The organism is Acidovorax sp. CCYZU-2555, assembly GCF_018413525.1.
Lineage (GTDB): Bacteria > Pseudomonadota > Gammaproteobacteria > Burkholderiales > Burkholderiaceae_C > Comamonas.
The window spans coordinates 59,411-80,168 of record NZ_JAHCDD010000016.1 but is presented as its reverse complement, the minus strand read 5'-3'; the positions used below and the strand labels follow the sequence as shown (position 1 = coordinate 80,168).

Annotated in this window: 16 protein-coding genes; 10 read left to right on the top strand and 6 right to left on the bottom strand. The window is 64.8% G+C overall.

What is annotated here, in order from left to right; all coding sequences use genetic code 11:
• Nucleotides 1–221, bottom strand: a 221-nt coding sequence (locus KHY18_RS08125) for an asparaginase domain-containing protein (RefSeq protein WP_213297721.1), incomplete at its 3' end; no start/stop codon positions are given.
• 89 nt (nt 222–310) lie between these two features.
• Here KHY18_RS08125 and lexA point away from each other — a divergent pair.
• The 3 genes from lexA to KHY18_RS08110 all read left to right on the top strand — a co-directional run bounded on the left by lexA (nt 311) and on the right by KHY18_RS08110 (nt 2,333).
• Complete coding sequence (gene lexA, locus KHY18_RS08120) at nt 311–985, top strand: transcriptional repressor LexA (RefSeq protein WP_213297713.1); 675 nt, start codon at nt 311–313, stop codon at nt 983–985.
• A gap of 162 nt (nt 986–1,147) precedes the next feature.
• Nucleotides 1,148–1,465: a hypothetical protein gene (locus KHY18_RS08115; protein ID WP_213297691.1), complete on the top strand. Its 318-nt coding sequence runs from the start codon at nt 1,148–1,150 to the stop codon at nt 1,463–1,465.
• A gap of 91 nt (nt 1,466–1,556) precedes the next feature.
• Nucleotides 1,557–2,333, top strand: a complete 777-nt coding sequence (locus KHY18_RS08110; RefSeq protein ID WP_213297689.1) for a PP2C family protein-serine/threonine phosphatase — start codon at nt 1,557–1,559, stop codon at nt 2,331–2,333.
• 19 nt (nt 2,334–2,352) lie between these two features.
• Here the strand turns inward: KHY18_RS08110 and KHY18_RS08105 are convergent, their stop codons facing one another.
• The 5 genes from KHY18_RS08105 to KHY18_RS08085 form a co-directional block, all read right to left on the bottom strand.
• The gene (locus KHY18_RS08105; protein ID WP_213297683.1) at nt 2,353–3,111 is read right to left on the bottom strand and encodes a hypothetical protein; all 759 of its coding nucleotides are present in this window, start codon (nt 3,109–3,111) and stop codon (nt 2,353–2,355) included.
• 5 nt (nt 3,112–3,116) lie between these two features.
• The gene (gene zapE / locus KHY18_RS08100; RefSeq protein ID WP_213297674.1) at nt 3,117–4,220 is read right to left on the bottom strand and encodes a cell division protein ZapE; all 1,104 of its coding nucleotides are present in this window, start codon (nt 4,218–4,220) and stop codon (nt 3,117–3,119) included.
• A 108-nt stretch (nt 4,221–4,328) separates the two neighbouring features.
• On the bottom strand, nt 4,329–5,756 hold the full coding sequence (gene lpdA / locus KHY18_RS08095; protein ID WP_213297671.1) for a dihydrolipoyl dehydrogenase: 1,428 nt from the start codon (nt 5,754–5,756) through the stop codon (nt 4,329–4,331).
• A 113-nt stretch (nt 5,757–5,869) separates the two neighbouring features.
• Nucleotides 5,870–7,132 carry a 2-oxoglutarate dehydrogenase complex dihydrolipoyllysine-residue succinyltransferase gene (odhB, locus tag KHY18_RS08090; RefSeq protein WP_213297668.1) on the bottom strand — a complete coding sequence of 421 codons (1,263 nt, stop codon included), beginning with the start codon at nt 7,130–7,132 and terminating at the stop codon, nt 5,870–5,872.
• A 45-nt stretch (nt 7,133–7,177) separates the two neighbouring features.
• A complete protein-coding gene (locus KHY18_RS08085) occupies nt 7,178–10,054 on the bottom strand; it encodes a 2-oxoglutarate dehydrogenase E1 component (protein WP_213297665.1) in 2,877 nt (958 codons plus the stop codon).
• Between the two features lie 207 nt (nt 10,055–10,261).
• On the opposite strand from KHY18_RS08085, the gene KHY18_RS08080 reads away from it, so the two are divergent.
• The 7 genes from KHY18_RS08080 (at nt 10,262) to selB (ending at nt 20,728) form a co-directional block, all read left to right on the top strand.
• Nucleotides 10,262–11,338, top strand: a complete 1,077-nt coding sequence (locus KHY18_RS08080; RefSeq protein ID WP_213297651.1) for an AI-2E family transporter — start codon at nt 10,262–10,264, stop codon at nt 11,336–11,338.
• Nucleotides 11,339–11,632: 294 nt separating this feature from the next.
• Complete coding sequence (gene fdnG / locus KHY18_RS08075) at nt 11,633–14,698, top strand: formate dehydrogenase-N subunit alpha (protein WP_213297648.1); 3,066 nt, start codon at nt 11,633–11,635, stop codon at nt 14,696–14,698.
• Between the two features lie 10 nt (nt 14,699–14,708).
• Nucleotides 14,709–15,650: a formate dehydrogenase subunit beta gene (gene fdxH, locus KHY18_RS08070; RefSeq protein WP_213297642.1), complete on the top strand. Its 942-nt coding sequence runs from the start codon at nt 14,709–14,711 to the stop codon at nt 15,648–15,650.
• Nucleotides 15,647–16,273: a formate dehydrogenase subunit gamma gene (locus tag KHY18_RS08065; RefSeq protein WP_213297640.1), complete on the top strand. Its 627-nt coding sequence runs from the start codon at nt 15,647–15,649 to the stop codon at nt 16,271–16,273. Before fdxH ends, KHY18_RS08065 begins: the two co-directional genes overlap by 4 nt.
• 76 nt (nt 16,274–16,349) lie before the next feature.
• Nucleotides 16,350–17,315 (top strand): formate dehydrogenase accessory protein FdhE, encoded by a 966-nt coding sequence (fdhE, locus tag KHY18_RS08060; protein WP_213297638.1) that lies wholly within the window; start codon nt 16,350–16,352, stop codon nt 17,313–17,315.
• A 15-nt stretch (nt 17,316–17,330) separates the two neighbouring features.
• Complete coding sequence (gene selA / locus KHY18_RS08055) at nt 17,331–18,797, top strand: L-seryl-tRNA(Sec) selenium transferase (RefSeq protein ID WP_213297626.1); 1,467 nt, start codon at nt 17,331–17,333, stop codon at nt 18,795–18,797.
• Nucleotides 18,794–20,728, top strand: coding sequence for a selenocysteine-specific translation elongation factor (gene selB, locus KHY18_RS08050; protein ID WP_213297616.1), 1,935 nt, complete (start codon nt 18,794–18,796; stop codon nt 20,726–20,728). The genes selA and selB overlap by 4 nt, the downstream gene beginning before the upstream one ends.
• Nucleotides 20,729–20,758 lie beyond the last annotated feature (30 nt).

Sequence of the window (20,758 nt, the reverse complement as noted above, 5' to 3'; positions counted from 1 at the left end):
GCGACCCAGGTCGCGACATCCATGTCTTTGCTGTCTATCTGGGCGACCTGCTCGGCCAGCAGATCGCCGCCAGCCACCGCGGCCAGATCGGGCACCGCGCCCAGCAATTGCGCCACGCCCAGCTGCGCAGCGGTATAGCCCACGGCCTGCGATGCATGCGCTGCCGTGCCGGCGATCGTGCCGCCTGTGGCCAATATGACCACATTATTTGAATTGCCCACTTGCGGCCCTTTGAAAACTGGTGAAAAATACAGTCACTGTATAAAAGAACAGATTGCTTTAGCAAGCACCCATCTGCACAAGGACTGCCATGCTCGATCATCCCAAGCTCACACCGCGACAGCAGCAAATCCTGGACCTGATCCAGTCTGCCATCGAGCGCACCGGTGCGCCCCCTACCCGCGCCGAAATTGCCGGCACGCTGGGCTTTCGTTCCGCCAACGCCGCCGAAGAGCATTTGAAGGCCCTGGCGCGCAAAGGCGTGATCGAACTGGTCAGCGGTACGTCGCGCGGCATTCGCCTTCGGCATGACACGGTGCGCAACATCAACGCCGCGCGCGGCGCGAGCTTTGCATCGCCGCTGGCCGCAATGGCTTCGCTGATACTGCCGCTGGTCGGCCGTGTGGCGGCGGGCTCGCCCATCCTGGCGCAGGAACATATCGACCAAACCTATGCGGTCGAGCCCAGCCTGTTCCAGGCCAAGCCCGACTATCTGCTCAAGGTGCGCGGTATGTCGATGCGCGATGCCGGCATCATGGACGGCGACTTGCTGGCGGTACAGGCCAGCAAGGACGCGCGCGACGGCCAGATTGTAGTCGCCCGCCTGGGCGATGAAGTGACTGTCAAGCGCCTGCGCCGCACGCGCACCGGCATCGAGCTGCTGCCCGAAAATCCCGATTTCCCGGTGATCCACGTCAAACCTGACGAACCGTTTGCAATCGAAGGCCTGGCGGTCGGCCTGATCCGCAACAGCATGTTCATGTAACACGCTGCTTTCCTTGCAGGGCCTTGGGGCCGTGCATTGCACCTCTCGACTGGCGCCTGCGCGGCCCGGTCGAAGCACGGCTACGGCCGATTGCGGCTGCGGCCGCCGCGGCTACGGCTCAAGCGGCTGCGGCCGTCCTAGTACCTTTGCTGGAGATATCACATGCAATTTGCTTTGCAGGCCCTGCCTTTCTCGCGCCATGCCCAAAACGATATGCTGTTTGGGCATTTGCCCGCCACTGCGGCCACCACCAACGGCCAGGCACGGCTGCCCGCCCCACGCACCCTGCCCTTGCAGCGCTGCGCTCCGGTCGCTCGCCGGCCGCTGTGCCCACCCAGCGCGCGCGGCGGCGTGCGCATACTGCGCACTGAAGGCCCCAGCGCAGACAGCCAGGGCGGCCGGCTGCTGATCTCCGGCCGCATGGCCGATGTCTGCGCCGCGCTCAATCGGCTGGCATTCAACGAATACGCCTGCGGCTGAATCGGGCTTGCCCGATGGAACAGTGAAAATCCTGCCGGTACACTGTCGGCTCGCGCACTTCGCCACGCCTTTGGGCTGGCCGCATTGTTCCATGCCCCCCTCTTTTCGCCTCATCGCCTCGACCGGACTGCACCGCGGCGACCGTGAGTACCAGCAGGACCAGGTCCAACTGCTCAAGCACGCGCGCGTGCATGGCTGCGTGCTGGGAGTGGTCGCCGACGGCATGGGGGGGCGCAGCGGCGGCCGCAAGGCCTCGGACCAGGTCATGCTCACCTGCAGCCAGCTGTTCGAGCGCTACGACCCGGCCAGCGACGACGCCATGGAGTTGCTGAGGAACATGGTGCATGAAGCGCATACCGTGATCCGGCTCACGGCCTTGTCGGCCGAACAGGAGCCGCACAGCACGATGGCGGCGTTCATCATCCAGCCCAGCGGCGCCTGCCACTGGGTGCATTCGGGTGATTCGCGGATCTATCACTTCCACGAGGACCGCCTGCTGCACCGCACGCGCGATCACTCGTATGTACAGGCGCTCGTGGACCGCGGCCAGCTGACCGAGCGTCAGGCACAGAGTCACCCGCAATCGAACATCCTCGTCGGCTGCCTGGGCGCGGCTTCGGCGCCGCCCGCCACGCCACACCATATCGCCGAGCTGCAGCCCGGCCACACGCTGCTGGCTTGCAGCGACGGGGTCTGGCACTACTTCGACGCCGAAGAGTTGGCCACGCTGCTGCAGGCTCTGCCGCCGCGCGAGGCGGCCGAATTGCTGATTCGCCAGGCGCGCTTGCGCGCGGGCGGCACGGGCGACAACTTGAGCCTGGCAATCGTCAAGATTGAAGCGCTGCAACCGAAGACTGGCACCGCCTGAACCGGCCTGACCAACCGAACTATGGAGCAGGCAGAGGCGCGGCCTTGGGCTTGTCCGATTCTGCGGCCTTGGCGCGTTGGCGTTCGCGGTTTTCCTGGGCTTCGCGCTGCTTTTCTTCGTAGCGCTGGCGCGCGGCCGCGCGGCGTTCGGCCTCGGCCCCCTGCTTGCGGGCCTGCTCGGCCGTATGGGACTGCTGGTGTTGGCTTTGGGCCTGGGCACGTTCGCGCGCCTGCTGGGCACGCAGCGCCTGTGCATCGACCAGATCCTTGGCCGTGGGCGCAGCGGGCGGAGCCACCGGAGTCACCGGCTGCTTGGGCCCGCGCACCTTGCCTTCGACGCCCGGCTGGGCACCGGTCTGCTGATTCTTCTCCTGGACTTTCTGCTCGATCGAACGCAGACGTTCGGCCGATTTCTCGCGCCGTTCGATCGCGTTGATCGCGCTTTCCTGATCGCGCAAGGCGTTGTCTGCAATGCGCGCCCGGGTACGCGTTTCGCTCAGGCAGTCTTCGACCGCAAACCGTTTGTAGCAGGCGGCCTCTTCCTGGCTGCGGCGTTGCTGTATGACCTTGCGCTCGGCTGTGATGCGCGCGCGCGTGGCATCGTGCTCGGCCTTCACTGCGGCGCGCTGGGCTTTCAACGCGCTGGCATCGGCCGCGGGCGGCTTGGCCGGGGCTGGATCGGCGGCCTGGGCCATGGCCGCGCCCCAAGGCAGGGCCGCGATCAGCGCGACGGTGCGCAGTGTGGCGCGCGTATGAAGGAACAGGCGATGAATGGACATGGGCATCAGGTCAGGCTGGTATCGACCAGGCGGTGCTCGAGCGCCAGGAACTCCTGGGACTGCATCTCGTTGAGACGCGACACAGTGCGCGGAAACTCGTGCGCCAATGGACCTTCAGTGTAGAGCTGCTCGGGAGCCACTGCCGCCGACAGGATGATTTTGACGCGGCGGTCATAGAGCACGTCGATCAGCCAGGTGAAGCGCCGCGCGGGCGAGGCCATATTGACCGGCATGAAAGGTACATCGGACAGCAGAACGGTATGGAACTGCGTGGCGATTTCGAGATAGTCATTTTGCGAACGCGGGCCGCCGCACAGCGTCTTGAAATCGAACCAGACCACGCCACCCGCGCGCCGGCGCGCGCGGATCTGGCGCGCCTCGATGTTGAGCACCGGGTCTTCGTCATGCACTTCGGCGAGCTGGTTGAAAGCCTCTTCCATCGCGGCGTCGGCCTCGGGGCCCAAGGGCGTGTGGTACAGCTTGACCATTTCAAGCGTGCGCCGGCGGTAGTCGGTGCCGTTGTCGACATTGACGATTTCCATGCGCTCGTTGAGCAAGGCGATCGCCGGCAGGATGCGGTCGCGGTGCAGGCCGTTGGGATACAGGCCATCGGGCACGAAGTTCGACGTGGTCACAAAGCCCACGCCGTTGTCGAACAGCGCCACGAGCAGACGGTACAGGATCATCGCGTCCGTGATGTCCGCGACATGGAACTCGTCAAAGCAGATGAGCTTGTATTTCTTGGCGATGTTGGCCGCGAGCACATCGAGCGGATCCTGCACGCCTTGCAGGCCCGCGAGTTCGCGGTGCACTTCGCGCATGAATTCGTGGAAATGCAGGCGCGCCTTGCGCTTGAGCGGCACGGCGTCGAAGAAACATTCCATCAGAAAGCTCTTGCCCCGGCCCACGCCGCCGTACATGTAGACCCCGCGCGGGATCTCGGGGCGGTTGATCAGCTTCTTGAACGCGTTCGATCGCTTGCCCTTGTAGACCGCCCATTCATCCGCGCAGCGCTGCAAGGCCTCGACGGCGCGCAATTGGGCAGGATCGCTTTTGAAACCTTTGGCAAGCAACTCGGCCTCATAGGCCTCACGAACAGACTGGGACATGCGGGCTGGGTGTGAAATGACAAAAGCCGAAAGCGCTTGGAACCCAAGCCCTTTCGGCGGATGCGGCACCCTGAAACCGGCTCAGGGGCCGCTGCGAACGCACGTGAATCAGAAGTTCAGAGTGCGCTTGTCGACGGCCAGGGCCGCTTCCTTGGTCGATTCCGACAGCGAAGGATGGGCGTGGCAGATGCGCGCGATGTCTTCGCTCGAGGCCTTGAATTCCATCGCCACGACGGCTTCGGCGATCAGCTCGGAGACCATGGGGCCGACCATATGCACGCCCAGGATCTCGTCGGTCTCGGCATCGGCCAGGAACTTGACCATGCCGGTCGTGTCGCCCAGCGCGCGTGCGCGGCCGTTGGCCAGGAACGGGAAAGTGCCGGCCTTGTACTTGACGCCGTCGGCCTTGAGTTGCTGCTCGGTGCGGCCCACCCATGCGATCTCGGGGCTGGTGTAGATGACCCAGGGCAGCGTCGCGAAGTTCACATGGCCGTGCTGGCCGGCGATGCGCTCGGCCACGGCCACGCCTTCTTCTTCCGCCTTGTGCGCGAGCATGGGGCCACGCACCACGTCGCCCACGGCCCAGACGCCAGGCAGGTTGGTCTTGCAGTCGTCGTCGACGACGATCGCGCCGCGCTCGTCGAGCGCCAGGCCCACGGCTTCGGCGTTCAGGCCGATGGTGTTGGCGGTGCGGCCGATCGAGACGATCAGCTTGTCGACGGCCAGCGTCAGGGCTTCGCCCTTGGCGTTGGTGTAGGCCACGGTCACGCCCTTGTCGCTGACCTGGATGTCACCGACCTTGACGCCGGTTTCGATCTTCAGGCCTTGCTTGTCGAAAGCCTTCTTGGCTTCCTTGGCGATCTGTTCGTCGACCACGGGCAGGAACTTGTCCTGGCCTTCGAGCACGGTCACATCCGTGCCCAGGCGGCGCCAGACCGAGCCCATTTCGAGGCCGATCACGCCGGCGCCGATCAGGCCCAGCGTCGCGGGCGTTGCGCCCAGGCGCAGCGCGCCGTCGTTCGACAGCACGTTGACTTCGTCGAACGGCACGCCGGGCAGCGCACGGGCGTTGGAGCCCGTGGCGATCACGACCTGCTTGGCCGTCAGCACTTCTTCTTCCTTGCCGGCGACGCGGATTTCGTAGCCGCCGTCAGCGGCCTTCACGAACGAACCACGGCCGTGGAAGAAAGTGACCTTGTTCTTCTTGAACAGGTACAGGATGCCATCGTTGTTCTGCTTCACGATCGCGTCCTTGCGGCCGATCATCTTCGCGACGTCCATCGCGACTTCGCCGGTCGAAATGCCGTGGTCGGCAAAGTGCAGACGCGCGTGGTCGTAATGCTCGGACGATTGCAGCAGCGCCTTGGAGGGGATGCAGCCGACGTTGGTGCAGGTGCCGCCGGGTGCGGGACCGCCCTTTTCATTCTTCCATTCGTCGATACACGCGACGTTGAAGCCCAGTTGGGCTGCGCGGATGGCGGCGATGTAGCCGCCGGGGCCGGCGCCGATCACGATGACGTCAAATTGCTTGCTCATGTCTCAATACTCTCTCAATGCATTTGGGAAAAAACCCACCGCCGGGCGTTGCGCCGCTATGGGCGGGCCGGGGTGGGTTTTGATGGGGCTAGTGGACTGGACCAGCGCGCGGATTACAGGTCGAACAGCAGACGTGCGGGATCTTCCAGCGCGTCCTTCATTGCCACCAGGCCCAGGACGGCTTCGCGGCCGTCGATGATGCGGTGGTCATAGGACATGGCGAAGTAGTTCATCGGACGCACAACGACCTGGCCGTTTTCGACCACGGCACGGTCCTTGGTCGCGTGCACGCCCAGGATGGCCGACTGGGGCGGGTTGATGATGGGAGTGGACATCATCGAACCGAAGGTGCCGCCATTGGAGATGGAGAACGTGCCGCCGGTCATGTCGTCCAGGCCCAGCTTGCCGTCCTTGGCCTTCTGACCGAATTCAGCGATCTTCTTCTCGATGTCGGCGAAGCTCATCTGGTCGGCGTTGCGCAGGATTGGCACCACCAGGCCGCGCGGCGAGCCGACAGCGATACCGATGTCGAAGTAGCCGTGGTAGACGATGTCGTTGCCGTCGACCGAAGCGTTCAGAACGGGGTACTTCTTCAGGGCGTGCACTGCCGCCTTGACGAAGAAGGACATGAAGCCCATCTTCACGCCGTGTTCCTTGGTGAAGTCGTCCTGGAACTTCTTGCGCATGGCCATGACAGGCGCCATGTTCACTTCGTTGAACGTGGTCAGGATGGCGTTGGTCGACTGCGATTGCAGCAGACGCTCGGCCACGCGGGCACGCAGACGGGTCATGGGAACGCGCTGCTCTGGACGCTCGCCCAGGTCTTGCTTGCCTGCAGGTGTGGACACCTGGGGCAGCGCCTTTGTAGGCACGCCCGTGGGGATCACGGCGGCGGTGGATTGCACGCCACCCTTGATCGCGGCCAGGGCGTCGCCCTTGGTCACGCGGCCGTCCTTGCCCGAACCAGCCACGTTGGCGGCCGACAGGTTGTTTTCAGCCAGCAGCTTGGCAGCGGCGGGCATGGCGACGTCGCCCTTGTTGCCGCCAGCGGCAGCAGGGGCTGCGGCGGCTGCAGGCGCAGCAGCTGCAGGAGCGGCGGCAGCGGCAGGTGCAGCAGCGGCGGCACCAGCGACAGCTTCGGTGTCGATCTTGGCGATCAGTTGCTCGGCGATGACGGTTGCGCCGTCGCCTTGCACGATCTCGGTGATCACGCCAGCCGAAGGAGCGGGCACTTCGAGCACGACCTTGTCGGTCTCGATTTCGATCAGGATTTCATCGACGGCAACTGCTTCGCCGACCTTCTTTTTCCAGGTGAGCATGGTCGCTTCTGCGATGGACTCGGACAGCTGGGGGACTTTGACTTCAACGATAGCCATGATTTTTCTTTCCAAAAGGTTTGTACTGATTTCGGGTTTCCGGCCTTACTTGGTCAGAACAAAACCCTTGAGCTTGGTGAATGCGCCTTCGACCAGCGCCTTTTGCTGTTCTTGGTGCAGGTGCGAGTAACCCACGGCTGGCGACGCGGATGCGGCGCGGCCGGAGTAGCCGAGCTTCTGTCCGTCGAGCATGTTCTCGTGGATGTTGTGCTGGATGAAGAACCAGGCACCCTGGTTCTGCGGCTCGTCCTGGCACCAGGCGATGTCGGTCGCCTGTGGGTACTTCTTCAGTTCCGCGGCAAAAGCCTTGTGCGGGAACGGATAGAGCTGTTCGACGCGGATGATCGCGACGTCGTCCTGCTCGCGTTCTGCACGCTTCTTCACCAGGTCGTAGTACACCTTGCCGGAGCAGGCGATCACGCGCTTGACCTTGGCGGCGTTGTTCACGATGGCCTGGTCCTGCTCGGGGATCACGGTCTGGAACGCACCGGTCGTGAACTCGGACAGCGGCGAAGTCGCGTCCTTGTTACGCAGCAGCGACTTGGGCGTCATGATGATCAGCGGCTTGCGCAGGTTGCGCACCATTTGGCGACGCAGCACGTGGAAGATCTGGCTGGCCGTGGTCGGCTGCACGATCTGCATGTTGGTGTCGGCAGCCAGCTGCATGAAGCGCTCGAGGCGCGCCGAGCTGTGCTCAGGACCCTGGCCTTCGTAGCCGTGCGGCAGCATCAGCGTCAGGCCGTTGATGCGGCCCCACTTGACTTCACCGGAGGCGATGAACTGGTCGATCACGACCTGGGCGCCGTTGGCGAAGTCGCCGAACTGGGCTTCCCAGATGACCATGGTGCTGGGATCGTTCGAAGCGTAGCCGTATTCGAAGCCGAGCACGGCTTCTTCGGACAGGATCGAGTCGATCACGACGAACGGAGCCTGGTTCTCGGCAACGTTCTGCAAAGGCACGTAGGAACCGGTGTCCCACTTTTCGCGCTTCTGGTCATGGATGACCGAATGGCGGTGCGTGAACGTGCCGCGGCCGCAGTCTTCACCCGACAGACGCACGGGATAGCCCGAAGCGACCAGCGAAGCGAAAGCCATGTGCTCGCCCATGCCCCAGTCGACGTTGACGTCGCCGCGGCCCATGGCTGCGCGGTCGTCATACACCTTCTTGACCAGTGCGTGCGGAGACACGGACTCGGGAATGGTGGTGATCTTCTCGGCCAGACGCTTCCACTCGGTCAGCGGAATGGCGGTGTCGCCGGCGTCGGTCCAGGGCTTGCCCAGGAAGGGGCTCCAGTCGACAGCGTACTGGCTCTTGAAGTTGGTCAGCACGGGGTCGGCCGTGTGCTTGCCTTCGTCGAGCGCGGCGCGGAAGGCCTTGGCCATGTCGTCGCCCAGGGTCTCGCCCAGGCCTTGTGCGGACAGCTTGTCTGCGTACAGCTTGCGCGTGCCGGGGTGGGCAGCGATCTTCTTGTACATCAGCGGCTGGGTCAGCGCAGGCGTATCTTGCTCGTTGTGGCCCAGCTTGCGGAAGCAGACGATGTCAACGACCACGTCCTTGGCGAATTCCATGCGGAATTCCAGCGCCAGCTGAACAGCCAGTGCCACGGCTTCCGGATCATCGCCGTTGACGTGCAGCACGGGCGACTCGATCATCTTGACGATGTCGGTGCAGTACAGCGTCGAGCGCGTGTCGCGGGGATCGGACGTGGTGAAACCGATCTGGTTGTTGATGATGATGTGCACCGTGCCGCCCGTGGTGTAACCACGGGTCTGGGCCAGCGCCAGCGTTTCCTGGTTCACGCCCTGGCCGGCAAAGGCCGCGTCGCCGTGCACCAGCACGGGCAGCACTTGCTTGCCGTGCGGGTCGCCGCGGCGGTCCATGCGGGCGCGCACCGAGCCTTCAACCACGGGGTTGACGATTTCGAGGTGCGAAGGGTTGAACGCCAGCGACAGGTGCACCGGGCCGCCGGCCGTCGACACGTCGGAGCTGAAGCCCTGGTGGTACTTCACGTCGCCCGATGGCAGTTCTTCGGGAGCGGTGTGGTCGAACTCGGCGAACAGGTCGCGCGGGGTCTTGCCCAGCGTGTTGACCAGAACGTTCAGACGGCCGCGGTGGGCCATGCCGATGACGATTTCCTGCACGCCCTTGGAGCCTGCGGACTGGATCAGTTCGTCCATCGCGACGATGAAGCTTTCACCGCCTTCGAGCGAGAAGCGCTTCTGGCCCACGTACTTCGTGTGCAGGAAACGCTCGAGGCCTTCGGCCGCGGTCAGGCGGTCCAGGATGCGCTTCTTTTGAGCGGCATCGAATTGGGGCTTGCTGCGAATCGTTTCGAGCTTCTGTTGCCACCAGCGCTTCTGGTTCTGGTCGGTGGCATACATGTATTCGGCGCCGATGGCACCGCAATACGTTTCATTGAGCGAGTTGAGCAACTCGCGCAGGGGCATGGTTTCCTTGCCGAAGAAGGTGTTGCCCACGTTGAACACGATTTCCTGGTCAGCGTCGCTGAAGCCGTAGAAGGAAGGTTCGAGTTCGGGGATCGAGGGACGCTCGGTGCGCTTGAGCGGATCGAGATCGGCCCAGCGTTGACCCACATTGCGGTAGGCAGCGATCAGCTGCTGAACAGCAGTGCGCTTGCGGCCCAGCTCGGAGTCCGCGCCCGAAGCGACGACGACACGTGTGCCGCCTTGCTTGGCACGCTCGGCGAATGCATTGACGACCGGCAGGTGGGGCACGTCGCGGGCATTGGAGCCATCGACTGCGGGCACATGCTGCAGCGCATCAAAATATTCGCGCCACGAGTCGGGCACGCTGCCAGGATTGGCAAGGTAGTTTTCATACATCTCTTCGACATACGGTGCATTGCCACCGAAGAGATAGGTATTGCCTTGATAGGCTTGATAGACAGTTGTCTCGCTCATATTCCGCTGACCTCCGCTTTCCTTGAGAAAGCATTAGCTGGTTGGTAGACCTTCCGCGACACGGCTTTACCGATTGGCGGATGCGACTGTGGCATGGGGAAGGGCCTTTGTTGCGACCGCCATTGTGCCACTGAACGGCCAAGGCTACCCCATCCAACGCCGCGCGCGTCGATTACATTTGCAACTATCTTCAACGCAGCTGCGCACATGAAAAGCACTATCCTCTATCACCGCGTATTTCTGTTGTTGCTGTGCATCGTCACCGCAGGCTTCTTCGCCATCCTCTGGCCCTTCCTGGGCGCGGTGTTCTGGGGCGTGGCCCTGGCCGTGTTGTTCGCGCCGCTGCACCAGCGCCTGCTCGCACGCATGCCGCGCAAACCTACGCTCGCGGCGCTGGCCACGCTGGGCATCTGTCTGCTGATCGTCATCCTTCCGCTGGTGCTGATCGGCGCCTCTCTGGTGCGCGAGGCCGCGCTGATCTATGAAAACCTCAGCACCGGCGAGATCAACGTGGGCGCGTACTTCCAGCAGATCATGTCCGCCCTGCCCGGCTGGGCCACGCGCGCGCTCGACGGACTGGGCCTGGCGTCGGTCATCGACATCCAGGACAAGCTCTCGAACGTCGCCGTGCAGGCCAGCAAGGTCGTCGCCACGCAGGCCGTGGGCATAGGCCAGAACACGCTGGGCTTCCTGGTGAGCTTCGCGGTCATGTTGTATCTGCTGTTCTTCCTGCTGCGCGACGGCGCCGAGCTCGTGCGCCGCATCCGCCAGGCGCTGCCGCTCGAGCCCGCGCACAAGGCCGCACTGGCCAGCAAGTTCACCACCGTGGTGCGCGCCACCATCAAGGGCAACCTGGCCGTCGCCATGGCCCAGGGCGCGCTCGGCGGGCTGATCTTCTGGCTGCTCGACATCCAGGGGCCGGTGCTGTGGGCCGTGGTCATGGCCTTCCTGTCGCTGCTGCCTGCCGTGGGCGCGGGCCTGATCTGGGGCCCCGTGGCGCTGTATTTCTTCGCCACCGGCGACGTCGTCAAGGGCAGCATTCTGGCGGCCTATGGCGTGCTGGTGATCGGCCTGGTCGACAACGTGCTGCGCCCGGTGCTGGTCGGCAAGGACACGAAGATGCCCGACTACATCGTGCTGATCTCTACGCTGGGCGGCATGGCGCTGTTCGGCCTGACCGGCTTTGTCGTCGGCCCGCTGATCGCGGCGCTGTTCATTGCCGTGTGGGATCTGTTCAGCCAGGACATCAAATCGGGCTCGGACCACACGCCGCCTGCACGCTGAACCGCTGACACCGAATATCAAAGGGCCGGAATTTCCGGCCCTTTTTTGATTATCTACGGGTAAACCCTTGGATTATTCACGCACAATAAACCGCGCTATGACAGATAGACGACGCAAGAGCGGGCGCACCACTCTTCTATAAAACCTTCTTATTGGAGAGCGAACCGGGTCGATACCGCAAGCCCGCACTAGAACCCGACCAGGAAGCTGCGGAAGCGCTGTTGGATGACGCCAAATTCAGTGTGAACTACTAGAATTCAACGATAAGCGTCATCCATAAAAAGGTACCCCCACATGGTGCAATTCTCCAGACGCCAGTTCATGAAAGTGACTGGATCCAGTCTGGCCGCATCCAGCTTGGCGGTGATGGGCTTCTCGCCCAGCGCTGCCCTAGCTGAGGTGCGCCAGTTCAAGCTGGCCGCAACCACGGTCACGCGCCAGACCTGTACCTACTGTTCCGTAGGCTGCGGCATCCTGATGTACTCGCTCAGCGACGGCGCCAAGAATGCCAAGCTGTCGGTGATCCACGTCGAAGGCGATCCGGACCACCCGGTGAACCGCGGAACGCTGTGTCCCAAGGGCGCGTCGCTGCTGGACTTCGTCCACAGCCCCAGCCGCCTCAAATACCCCGAATACCGCGCTCCCGGCTCGACCGAGTGGAAGCGCATGTCGTGGGACGAAGCGCTGACCCGCATCACCAAGCTGCTCAAGGACGATCGCGACGCGAACTTCGTCGAGCAGAACGACAAGGGCCAGACCGTCAACCGCTGGCTCACCACCGGCATGCTGGCCGCTTCGGCCTCCAGCAACGAAGCCGGATACATCACGCACAAAGTGGCCCGCTCCTGGGGCCTTCTTGCACTCGACAACCAAGCACGTGTCTGACACGGCCCGACGGTGGCAGGTCTTGCCCCGACGTTTGGCCGAGGAGCGATGACGAACCATTGGGTCGACATCAAGAACGCGGACGTCATTTTGATCATGGGCGGCAATGCCGCTGAAGCCCACCCCTGTGGCTTCAAATGGGTGACCGAAGCGAAGGAGCACAACAATGCGCACTTCATGGTGGTCGACCCGCGCTTCAACCGATCCGCATCGGTGGCCGATTTCTATGCCCCCATCCGTTCGGGCAGCGATATCGTGTTCCTTGGCGCAGTCATCAACTATCTGCTGACAAACAACAAGATCCATCACGAATACGTGAGGAACTACACCGACTTCACCTATATCGTTAAGGAAGACTTCGCGTTCGACGAAGGCATCTTCGCGGGATACGACCCCGAAAAGCGCACCTACGACAAGTCGTCCTGGGACTATGAGCTTGACGCCGACGGCTATGTGACCGTCGACGCCACGCTGGAGCATCCGCGCTGCGTCTACCAGTGGCTCAAGCGCCACTACGCGAGCTACACACCCGAAAAGGTCGAAAGCATCTGCGGCACGCCGAAAGCCAAGTTCCTGCATGTCTGCGAGCAGCTCGCATCGACAGCGGAATCGGGCCGGGTCGCGACCATCCTCTATGCCCTGGGCTGGACCCAGCACACCACCGGCGCGCAGATCCTGCGCACCGGCGCGATGATCCAGCTGCTGCTGGGCAACATCGGCGTCGCGGGCGGCGGCATGAACGCCTTGCGCGGTCACTCCAACATCCAGGGCCTGACCGACCTGGGCATTCTGTCGGCGAGCCTGCCGGGCTATCTTTCGCTGCCCAACGAAGGCGAGCAGGACTACCAGAAGTACATCGACGCGCGCACGCCCAAGGCGATGCGGCCCGGCCAGATGAACTACTGGTCGAACACGCCCAAGTTCCATGTGAGTCTGATGAAGGCCTGGTACGGCCCCGCGGCCACGGCCGAGAACAACTGGGCGTTCAATTACCTGCCCAAGCTCGACCGCCAGTACGACATGCTGCAGGTCTTCGACCTGATGAACCAGGGCAAGATCAACGGCTACATCGCCCAGGGCTTCAACCCGCTGGCCGCGCTGGCCAACAGCAACAACGTGCGCAAGGGGCTGTCGAAGCTCAAGTTCCTGGTCATCATGGACCCGCTGGTCACGGAAACTTCCGAGTTCTGGAAGAACCACGGCGAGTTCAACGATGTCGACAGCGCGACCATCCAGACCGAGGTCTTCCGCCTGCCGACCACCTGCTTCGCCGAGGAAGACGGCGCCGTGGTGAGTTCGTCGCGCGTGCTGCAGTGGCACTGGAAAGCGGCCGAGCCGCCGGGCGAGGCCAAGACCGACATCGCCATCATGTCGGCGCTGCACCTGCGCCTCAAGGCGGCCTATGCCAAGGACGGCGGCAAGTTCGCCGACCCCATCGCCAACCTGTACTGGCCTTACGCCCAGGCCGCGCACCCGACTTCGGAAGAAGTCGCCAAGGAGTACAACGGCCGCGCGCTGGTCGACCTGTTCGACCCCAAGGACCCGACCAAGCTGATACGCAAGGCCGGCGAGCAGTTGGCCGGCTTCGGCGAAATGCGCGACGACGGCACGACGCTGGGCGGCTGCTGGGTCTGGTCGGGCTGCTGGACGTCCTCGGGCAACCAGATGGCGCGCCGCGACAACTCCGACCCGACGGGCATTGGCAATACGCTCAACTGGGCCTGGGCCTGGCCGGCCAACCGCCGCGTGCTCTACAACCGCGCGTCCTGCGACCTGCAAGGCAAGGCTTTCGATCCGAACCGCAAGCTGGTCGAGTGGAACGGCAAGGCCTGGGCCGGCGCCGACGTACCCGACATCGCGGTGACGATGGACCCGGCCACGGTCGGTCCGTTCATCATGAACCCCGAAGGCGTGGCGCGCTTCTTCGCGCGCAAGGGCATGAACGAAGGGCCCTTCCCCACGCACTACGAAGCGTTCGACAACCCGTTGGGCTACAACCCGATGTACCCCAAGAACAAGCTCGCGGTCATCAACCCCGCGGCGCGCATATTGGAGTCGACCAAGGGCACCGACGGCACGGCCGCCGAGTACCCGCATGTGGGCACGACCTACCGCCTGACCGAGCATTTCCACTACTGGACCAAGCATGTTCAGCTGAACAACATCATTCAGCCCGAACAGTTCGTCGAAATCGGCGAAGCACTGGCGCAGGAACTGGGAATCGCCACCGGCCAGCAGGTCAAGGTGAGTTCCAAGCGCGGTTTCGTCAAGGCCGCGGCCGTGGTGACCAAGCGCCTCAAGGCCATGCAGATCGAAGGCAAGACCGTGCACCATGTCGGCATCCCCATCCACTGGGGCTTCTCGTCGACCGGGCGCAAGGGCTATATGGCCAACAATCTGACGGCGTCGATTGGTGACGGCAACAGCAACACACCAGAATCCAAAACCTTCCTCGTGAAGGTGGAAAAGGCCTAAGGAGTAGCTGATGTCTTCTACACACTCTCTCGATATCAAGCGCCGTTCGGCGACCACCACCCCTTCGCCCAGCGTGCGCGAAACGCACTCGGGCGAAGTAGCCAAGCTGATCGACGTCTCCAAGTGCATTGGCTGCAAGGCCTGCCAGACCGCCTGCATGGAGTGGAACGATCTGCGCGACGACGTCGGCACGCTGGCCGCCGGCGTCTATGACAACCCGACCGACCTCACGGCCGACTCGTGGACCGTCATGCGGTTCACCGAGTACGAAAATGAGGCCACGGGCAACCTCGAATGGCTGATCCGCAAGGACGGCTGCATGCACTGCGACGACCCGGGCTGCCTCAAGGCCTGCCCGTCGCCGGGCGCCATCCTGCAGTACAGCAACGGCATCGTCGATTTCCAGCAGGAAAACTGCGTGGGCTGCGGCTACTGCGTGACCGGCTGCCCGTTCAACATTCCGCGCATCTCCAAGAAGGACCACAAGGCCTACAAGTGCACGCTGTGCTCAGACCGCGTGGCCGTGGGGCGCGAGCCGGCCTGCGTCAAGACCTGCCCCACCGGCGCCATCCAGTTCGGCACCAAGGCGGCGATGAAGGACCATGCCGAGCACCGCATCCAGGATCTGAACCGCCGCGGCTACGACAAGGCCGGCCTCTACGACCCGCCAGGCGTGGGCGGCACGCACGTGATGTACGTGCTGCACCATGCCGACAAGCCATCGCTCTACAAGGGCCTGCCGGATGATCCCAAGATCAGCCCCATGGTCTCGCTGTGGAAGGGTGTGGCCAAGCCGCTGGCGCTGGCCGCGCTGGGCGTGGCGGCCGTGGGCAGCTTCTTCCACTACGTGACCAAGGGCCCGCACGACGTGCCCGCGGAACTCGAGCGTGAGGAAGACCGCATGGAAGAACGGCTGGAGCAGCAGATGCTCGACAAGGAGGACGCAAAATGAAACGCAGCCCCCGCGACTTGAAGCGCTACACCGCCGGCGAGCGCGCCAACCATTGGCTGGTGGCGATCACTTTCGTATTGCTCGCGCTGTCGGGCCTGGCGTTCTTTCACCCGGCCTTCTTTCCGTTGACGCAGCTGTTCGGCGGCGGGCCCTGGACGCGCATTCTCCACCCCTACATCGGGGTGGTGATGGCGCTGGCGTTCGTGCTGATGGTGATCCGCTTCTGGCGGCTCAACATCATCCGCGCCCGCGACCGCCAGTGGCTCAAGGAAGCGCCAAAACTTGTGACTGAAGAGCACCATGTGATGCCCGAACAGGACAAGTACAACGGCGGACAGAAAGTGCTGTTCTGGCTGCTGATCGCCTCGATGCTGGGCCTCACGCTCTCGGGCGCGCTGATGTGGCGCGCCTGGTGGAACCTGCCCGTGGAAATCGTGCGCGCCAGCGTGGTGCTGCATGCGGTCTCGGCGTTCGCGCTGTTCGGCCTGATCATCCTGCATATCTATGCCGCCATCTGGACGCGCGGCACGCTGCGCGCCATGGTCTACGGCACCGTGAACCGCGCCTGGGCCAAGTACCATCATCCGATCTGGTATCGCAAGATGACCGGCGAAAAAGACTGACCGCGCTGCCTGCGCCCGTCACCGCCGCCGGACGCCCGCCAGGGCGTGCCGGCGGCACCTATTTTGGAAAGACACCATGCAACGCATTCTTCAACGCGGCGAGATCGAAGCCATCGATCAGATCAATTTCCCGCGCATACGCCTGCCCGAGATCGGCAGCCTGTTTGCCGAGCGTGCCGCGCGCCTGCGCCAGCTCGCCGATGGCAACCCTATCGCCGACTACATCCTGTTCGTCGCCCAGATCGTCGACGCCCAGCACCAGGCGCTGGCCAGCCTGCCCGCGCCTGAGCTGCCCGGCGACGCGATCGCGCTGGCCCAGCAGCATTCGATGCCGTTGATGCCCGCGGCGGATCACCTGGACCCGGCCTGGCACCAGGTGCTCGACACCATGCTCGCCCGCCTGGGCAGCACCCATGGCCTGCCCGCTGCGCTGCAACCGCTGATAGGCGCGCTGCGCGAAATGCCCCATTCCGAGCGCGAAGCCGTGGCCAGCCGCCTGCTGCAAAAGGAAGTAGCGGCGCGCGATGTCGGCATGGCGCCGTTCGTGATGGCCGCGCTGCAAGTCGTGTTCACGCAGCGCGCGGCCCACCTGTCGGTGAGCGATGTTCCTTACACCGAGCCCGCATCGATCTGTCCGGTCTGCGCGAGCGAGCCCGTGGCCAGCGTGCTGCGCATAGGCGGCAAGGCCAACGGCCACCGCTATCTGCACTGCGGCACCTGCTGCACCGAATGGCACATGGTGCGCGTCAAGTGCTCGCACTGCGAGTCGACCAAGGGCATCCAGTACCAGGGCGTCGAAGGCCTGGGCGAAGTCGTCACCGCCGAGACCTGCACGGAATGCGGCAGCTACCGCAAGGTCGTCAACCAGGAAAAGGACCCGCTGGCCGAACCGCTGGCCGATGACCTCGCCTCGCTGATGCTGGATCTGCTGATGAGCGAAACCCCGTTCAAACGCGCGAGTACCAACCCGCTGCTTTATGTCGCCTTCGCCGAAGAGCAGGCCGAAGGCGATCAGGCACTGGTCGACCCCGCAGCGGAATAAGCCGAGAATGGCTCGATGAAAACCGCCCCCCTGCACGCGGCCGCGGCTGCGCACGACACGGATGCGCGCCCCTGGCCGCAACTGCCATCGGTCGACAAGCTGCTGCAAAGCCCGGCGCTCGCCCCGCTGCGCGCGCGCTACGGCCACCAGGCCTGCACCCAGGCCTTGCGCGAAACGCTCGACGGCCTGCGCGACCAGCTGCGCGCGGGCATGGTGCTCGCGCCCGATGCGACCGACTTCGAATGCCTCGCGCAGGCCGCCGAGCAGCGACTGACAAAGCGCTTCGCACCGCGCCTGCAGGCGGTCTTCAATCTCACGGGCACGGTGCTGCACACAAATCTCGGGCGCGCGCTGCTGCCCCAGGAAGCGGTGGACGCCGTGATCGAAGCCATGCTGAGCCCGGCCAACCTCGAATACGACCTCGCGACCGGGGGGCGCGGCGACCGCGATGATCTGGTCGAAGCCCTGGTCTGCGAACTCACGGGCGCCGAAGCCGCGACCGTGGTCAACAACAATGCCGCTGCCGTGCTGCTCACGCTGGGCACGCTGGCCGAAGGGCGCGAAGTGATCGTTTCGCGCGGCGAACTCGTCGAGATCGGCGGCGCGTTCCGCATTCCCGACATCATGGCGCGCGCCGGTGCGCGGCTGATCGAAGTCGGCACCACCAACCGCACCCATGCACGCGACTACACCGAGGCGGTGTCCGACGCGACCGGCCTGCTGATGAAAGTGCATTGCAGCAACTACGCCGTCACGGGCTTCACCAAGAGCGTCAGCGACCATGAAGTCGCCGACATCGCCCACGGCCGCGGCCTGCCCATGGTCGTCGACCTGGGCAGCGGCACGCTGGTCGACATGCGCCAGTGGGGCCTGCCCTACGAAGTCACGGTGCGCGAAACCATTGCAGCAGGCGCCGACATCGTGACGTTCAGCGGCGACAAGCTGCTGGGCGGCCCGCAGGCCGGGCTGATCGTCGGGCGCAAGGATTTGATCGCGCGCATCAAGAAGAACCCGCTCAAGCGCGCGATGCGCGTGGGCAAGCTCACGCTGGCCGCGCTCGAGCCCGTGCTGCGGCTCTATCTGCACCCCGAACAACTGGCCCAGCGGCTGACCACGCTGCGGCTGTTCACACGCCCAGCGGCCGACATGCAGGCCCAGGCCCAGGCGCTCGCACCGGCCTTGCAGGCCGCGTTGGGCCCGGCCTATGTGGTCGAGAGCGCGGCCATGGCCAGCCAGATCGGCAGCGGCGCACTGCCCGTCGAATCGCTGCCCAGCCACGGCCTGCGCATCCACCCCGCAACAGGGCGCCAGGCCGGCCGCCAGCTGCTGCAGCTTGAAGCCGCGCTGCGCGCCCTGCCCCGGCCGGTGATAGGCCGCATCCAGGCCGATGCACTGTGGCTTGATCTGCGCTGCCTCGAAACCGAGCAGCAGCCGCTGTTCGCCGAACAACTGCCCTTGTTGGCATCTCACCTCCATTCATGATCATCGGCACCGCAGGCCATATCGACCATGGCAAGACCACGCTGGTGCGCGCGCTCACGGGCGTGGACACCGACCGGCTCAAGGAAGAGAAAGCGCGCGGCATCTCCATCGCGCTGGGCTATGCCTATGCGCCTCTGCCCAATGGCGAGGTGCTGGGCATCATCGACGTGCCGGGCCACGAGAAATTCGTGCACACCATGGCCGCGGGCGCGGTGGGCATAGACCATGCGCTGCTGGTCGTGGCCGCCGATGACGGCGTGATGCCGCAAACGCGCGAGCACCTCGACATACTGCAACTGCTGGGCGTGGGCCAGGCGACCATCGCGCTGACCAAGGTCGATCGCGCGAGCCAGGAGCAGATCGCTGCGGCGCGTGCGCAGTTGGGCGACCTGCTCGCAAGCACACCGCTGGCCGGCGCCCGCGTTTTCGAAACCGCGGCAGCGCTGCCCGCTGACGTCGGCGTCACGGCCTTGCGCCAGCACCTCGAAACACTGGCCCAGCAAATGCCCGCGCGGCCGCAGGGCGGCCTGTTTCGCCTGGCCGTGGACCGCAGCTTCACGCTCGCCGGCCAGGGCACGGTCGTCACGGGCACGGTGTTTGGCGGCGCCGCGACAACGGGCGACAGCCTGGTGCACTCGCGCAGCGGCCAGACGCTGCGCGTGCGCAGCATCCATGCGCAGAACCAGGCCAGCGAGCAAGGCGTCGCGGGCCAGCGCTGCGCGCTCAATCTCGCGGGTCTGGGCAAGGATGAAATCCAGCGCGGCGACTGGATTGCCGACGGCGCGCTGCTGCAGGCCAGCGACCGCATCGACGTTCAATTGCAACTGCTGGCCTCGGCACCCGAAATCCGCCAATGGACTCCCGTGCACCTGCACCTGGGCACGGCGCATTGCACGGCCCATGTGGCGCTGCTCGAAGGCGAGCGCATAGAGCCCGGCAGCACGGTGCGCGCGCAGCTGGTGCTCGAAGCGCCCGTGTTCTGCCTGCCCGGCGACCGGTTGATCCTGCGCAACGCCCAGGCCAGCCGCACGATCGCGGGCGGCACGGTGACCGACCCCTATGCGCCCGCGCGCAAGCGCCGCAGCGCCGAACGCCAGGCCTATCTGCGCGCGCTCGACGCACTGATCGCCACCGGCAGCGCCGAGGAACTTCTCGCGCAGTCGCCACATGGCTTGCCGCTGTCGCAGCTGGTGCGGCTTTCGGGCCGGCGCTGGCCCGCGCAGGACCTGCCCGCCGACTGCCTGCAACTGCCGCTGGGCGCCGACACCCTGCTGCTGTCGGCATCGCGCTGGCAGCAGTTGCGCGACCAGGTGCTGGCCACGCTGGCGCAATTCCACGACAAGCATGCCGACGAACCCGGCCTCAACGCCGCGCGCCTGCGCCGCATGGCCTGGCCCGGGCTGGTGCAAGGCGCGCACGATGCGCTGTGGCGAGGGCTGATCGACGGCCTGCTGCGCGATGCGCAGATGGTCGCCAGCGGCGCCTGGCTGCATTTGCCAGACCATCGCGTCGAACTGAGCGCCGCGGAACAGTTGCTCGCCGAGCGGCTGTTGCCGCTGCTCGATGAGGGCCGCTACGACCCACCCTGGGTGCGCGACCTCGCAGGTACCACGGGTGCCAGCGAAGACGGCGTGCGCCAGCTGCTGCGCAAGCTCACGCGCCGCGGCCAGGTGTTCCAGGTGGTCAAAGATCTGTTCTACGGCGCCGCGCGCATGCAGGAGCTCGCGCAGTTGGTCGCGACGCTTGCGGCCAGCGATGCGCGCGCCGAAGTCGAGGCGCGTGCCTTCCGCGACGCCACCGGCCTGGGCCGCAAGCGCGCCATCCAGATCCTCGAGTTCTTCGACCGCGTGGGCTATACGCGCCGCCTGCGCGACGCCCATCTGCTGCGCCCCGATGCCCACTGGCAAGGTCCGGCAGCGCCATTACAATAAGCTCGCGTGCCTGCCCTCCAAGGGGCCGGG

Coding starts and splice junctions, on each gene's coding strand:
- fdhE (WP_213297638.1), top strand. CDS start 16,350: ATGCAACGCATTCTTCAACGCGGCGAGATCGAAGCCATCGATCAGATC.
- KHY18_RS08115 (WP_213297691.1), top strand. CDS start 1,148: ATGCAATTTGCTTTGCAGGCCCTGCCTTTCTCGCGCCATGCCCAAAAC.
- zapE (WP_213297674.1), bottom strand. CDS start 4,220: ATGTCCCAGTCTGTTCGTGAGGCCTATGAGGCCGAGTTGCTTGCCAAA.
- lexA (WP_213297713.1), top strand. CDS start 311: ATGCTCGATCATCCCAAGCTCACACCGCGACAGCAGCAAATCCTGGAC.
- KHY18_RS08065 (WP_213297640.1), top strand. CDS start 15,647: ATGAAACGCAGCCCCCGCGACTTGAAGCGCTACACCGCCGGCGAGCGC.
- odhB (WP_213297668.1), bottom strand. CDS start 7,132: ATGGCTATCGTTGAAGTCAAAGTCCCCCAGCTGTCCGAGTCCATCGCA.
- KHY18_RS08105 (WP_213297683.1), bottom strand. CDS start 3,111: ATGTCCATTCATCGCCTGTTCCTTCATACGCGCGCCACACTGCGCACC.
- fdxH (WP_213297642.1), top strand. CDS start 14,709: ATGTCTTCTACACACTCTCTCGATATCAAGCGCCGTTCGGCGACCACC.
- KHY18_RS08080 (WP_213297651.1), top strand. CDS start 10,262: ATGAAAAGCACTATCCTCTATCACCGCGTATTTCTGTTGTTGCTGTGC.
- KHY18_RS08110 (WP_213297689.1), top strand. CDS start 1,557: ATGCCCCCCTCTTTTCGCCTCATCGCCTCGACCGGACTGCACCGCGGC.
- lpdA (WP_213297671.1), bottom strand. CDS start 5,756: ATGAGCAAGCAATTTGACGTCATCGTGATCGGCGCCGGCCCCGGCGGC.
- selB (WP_213297616.1), top strand. CDS start 18,794: ATGATCATCGGCACCGCAGGCCATATCGACCATGGCAAGACCACGCTG.
- selA (WP_213297626.1), top strand. CDS start 17,331: ATGAAAACCGCCCCCCTGCACGCGGCCGCGGCTGCGCACGACACGGAT.
- KHY18_RS08085 (WP_213297665.1), bottom strand. CDS start 10,054: ATGAGCGAGACAACTGTCTATCAAGCCTATCAAGGCAATACCTATCTC.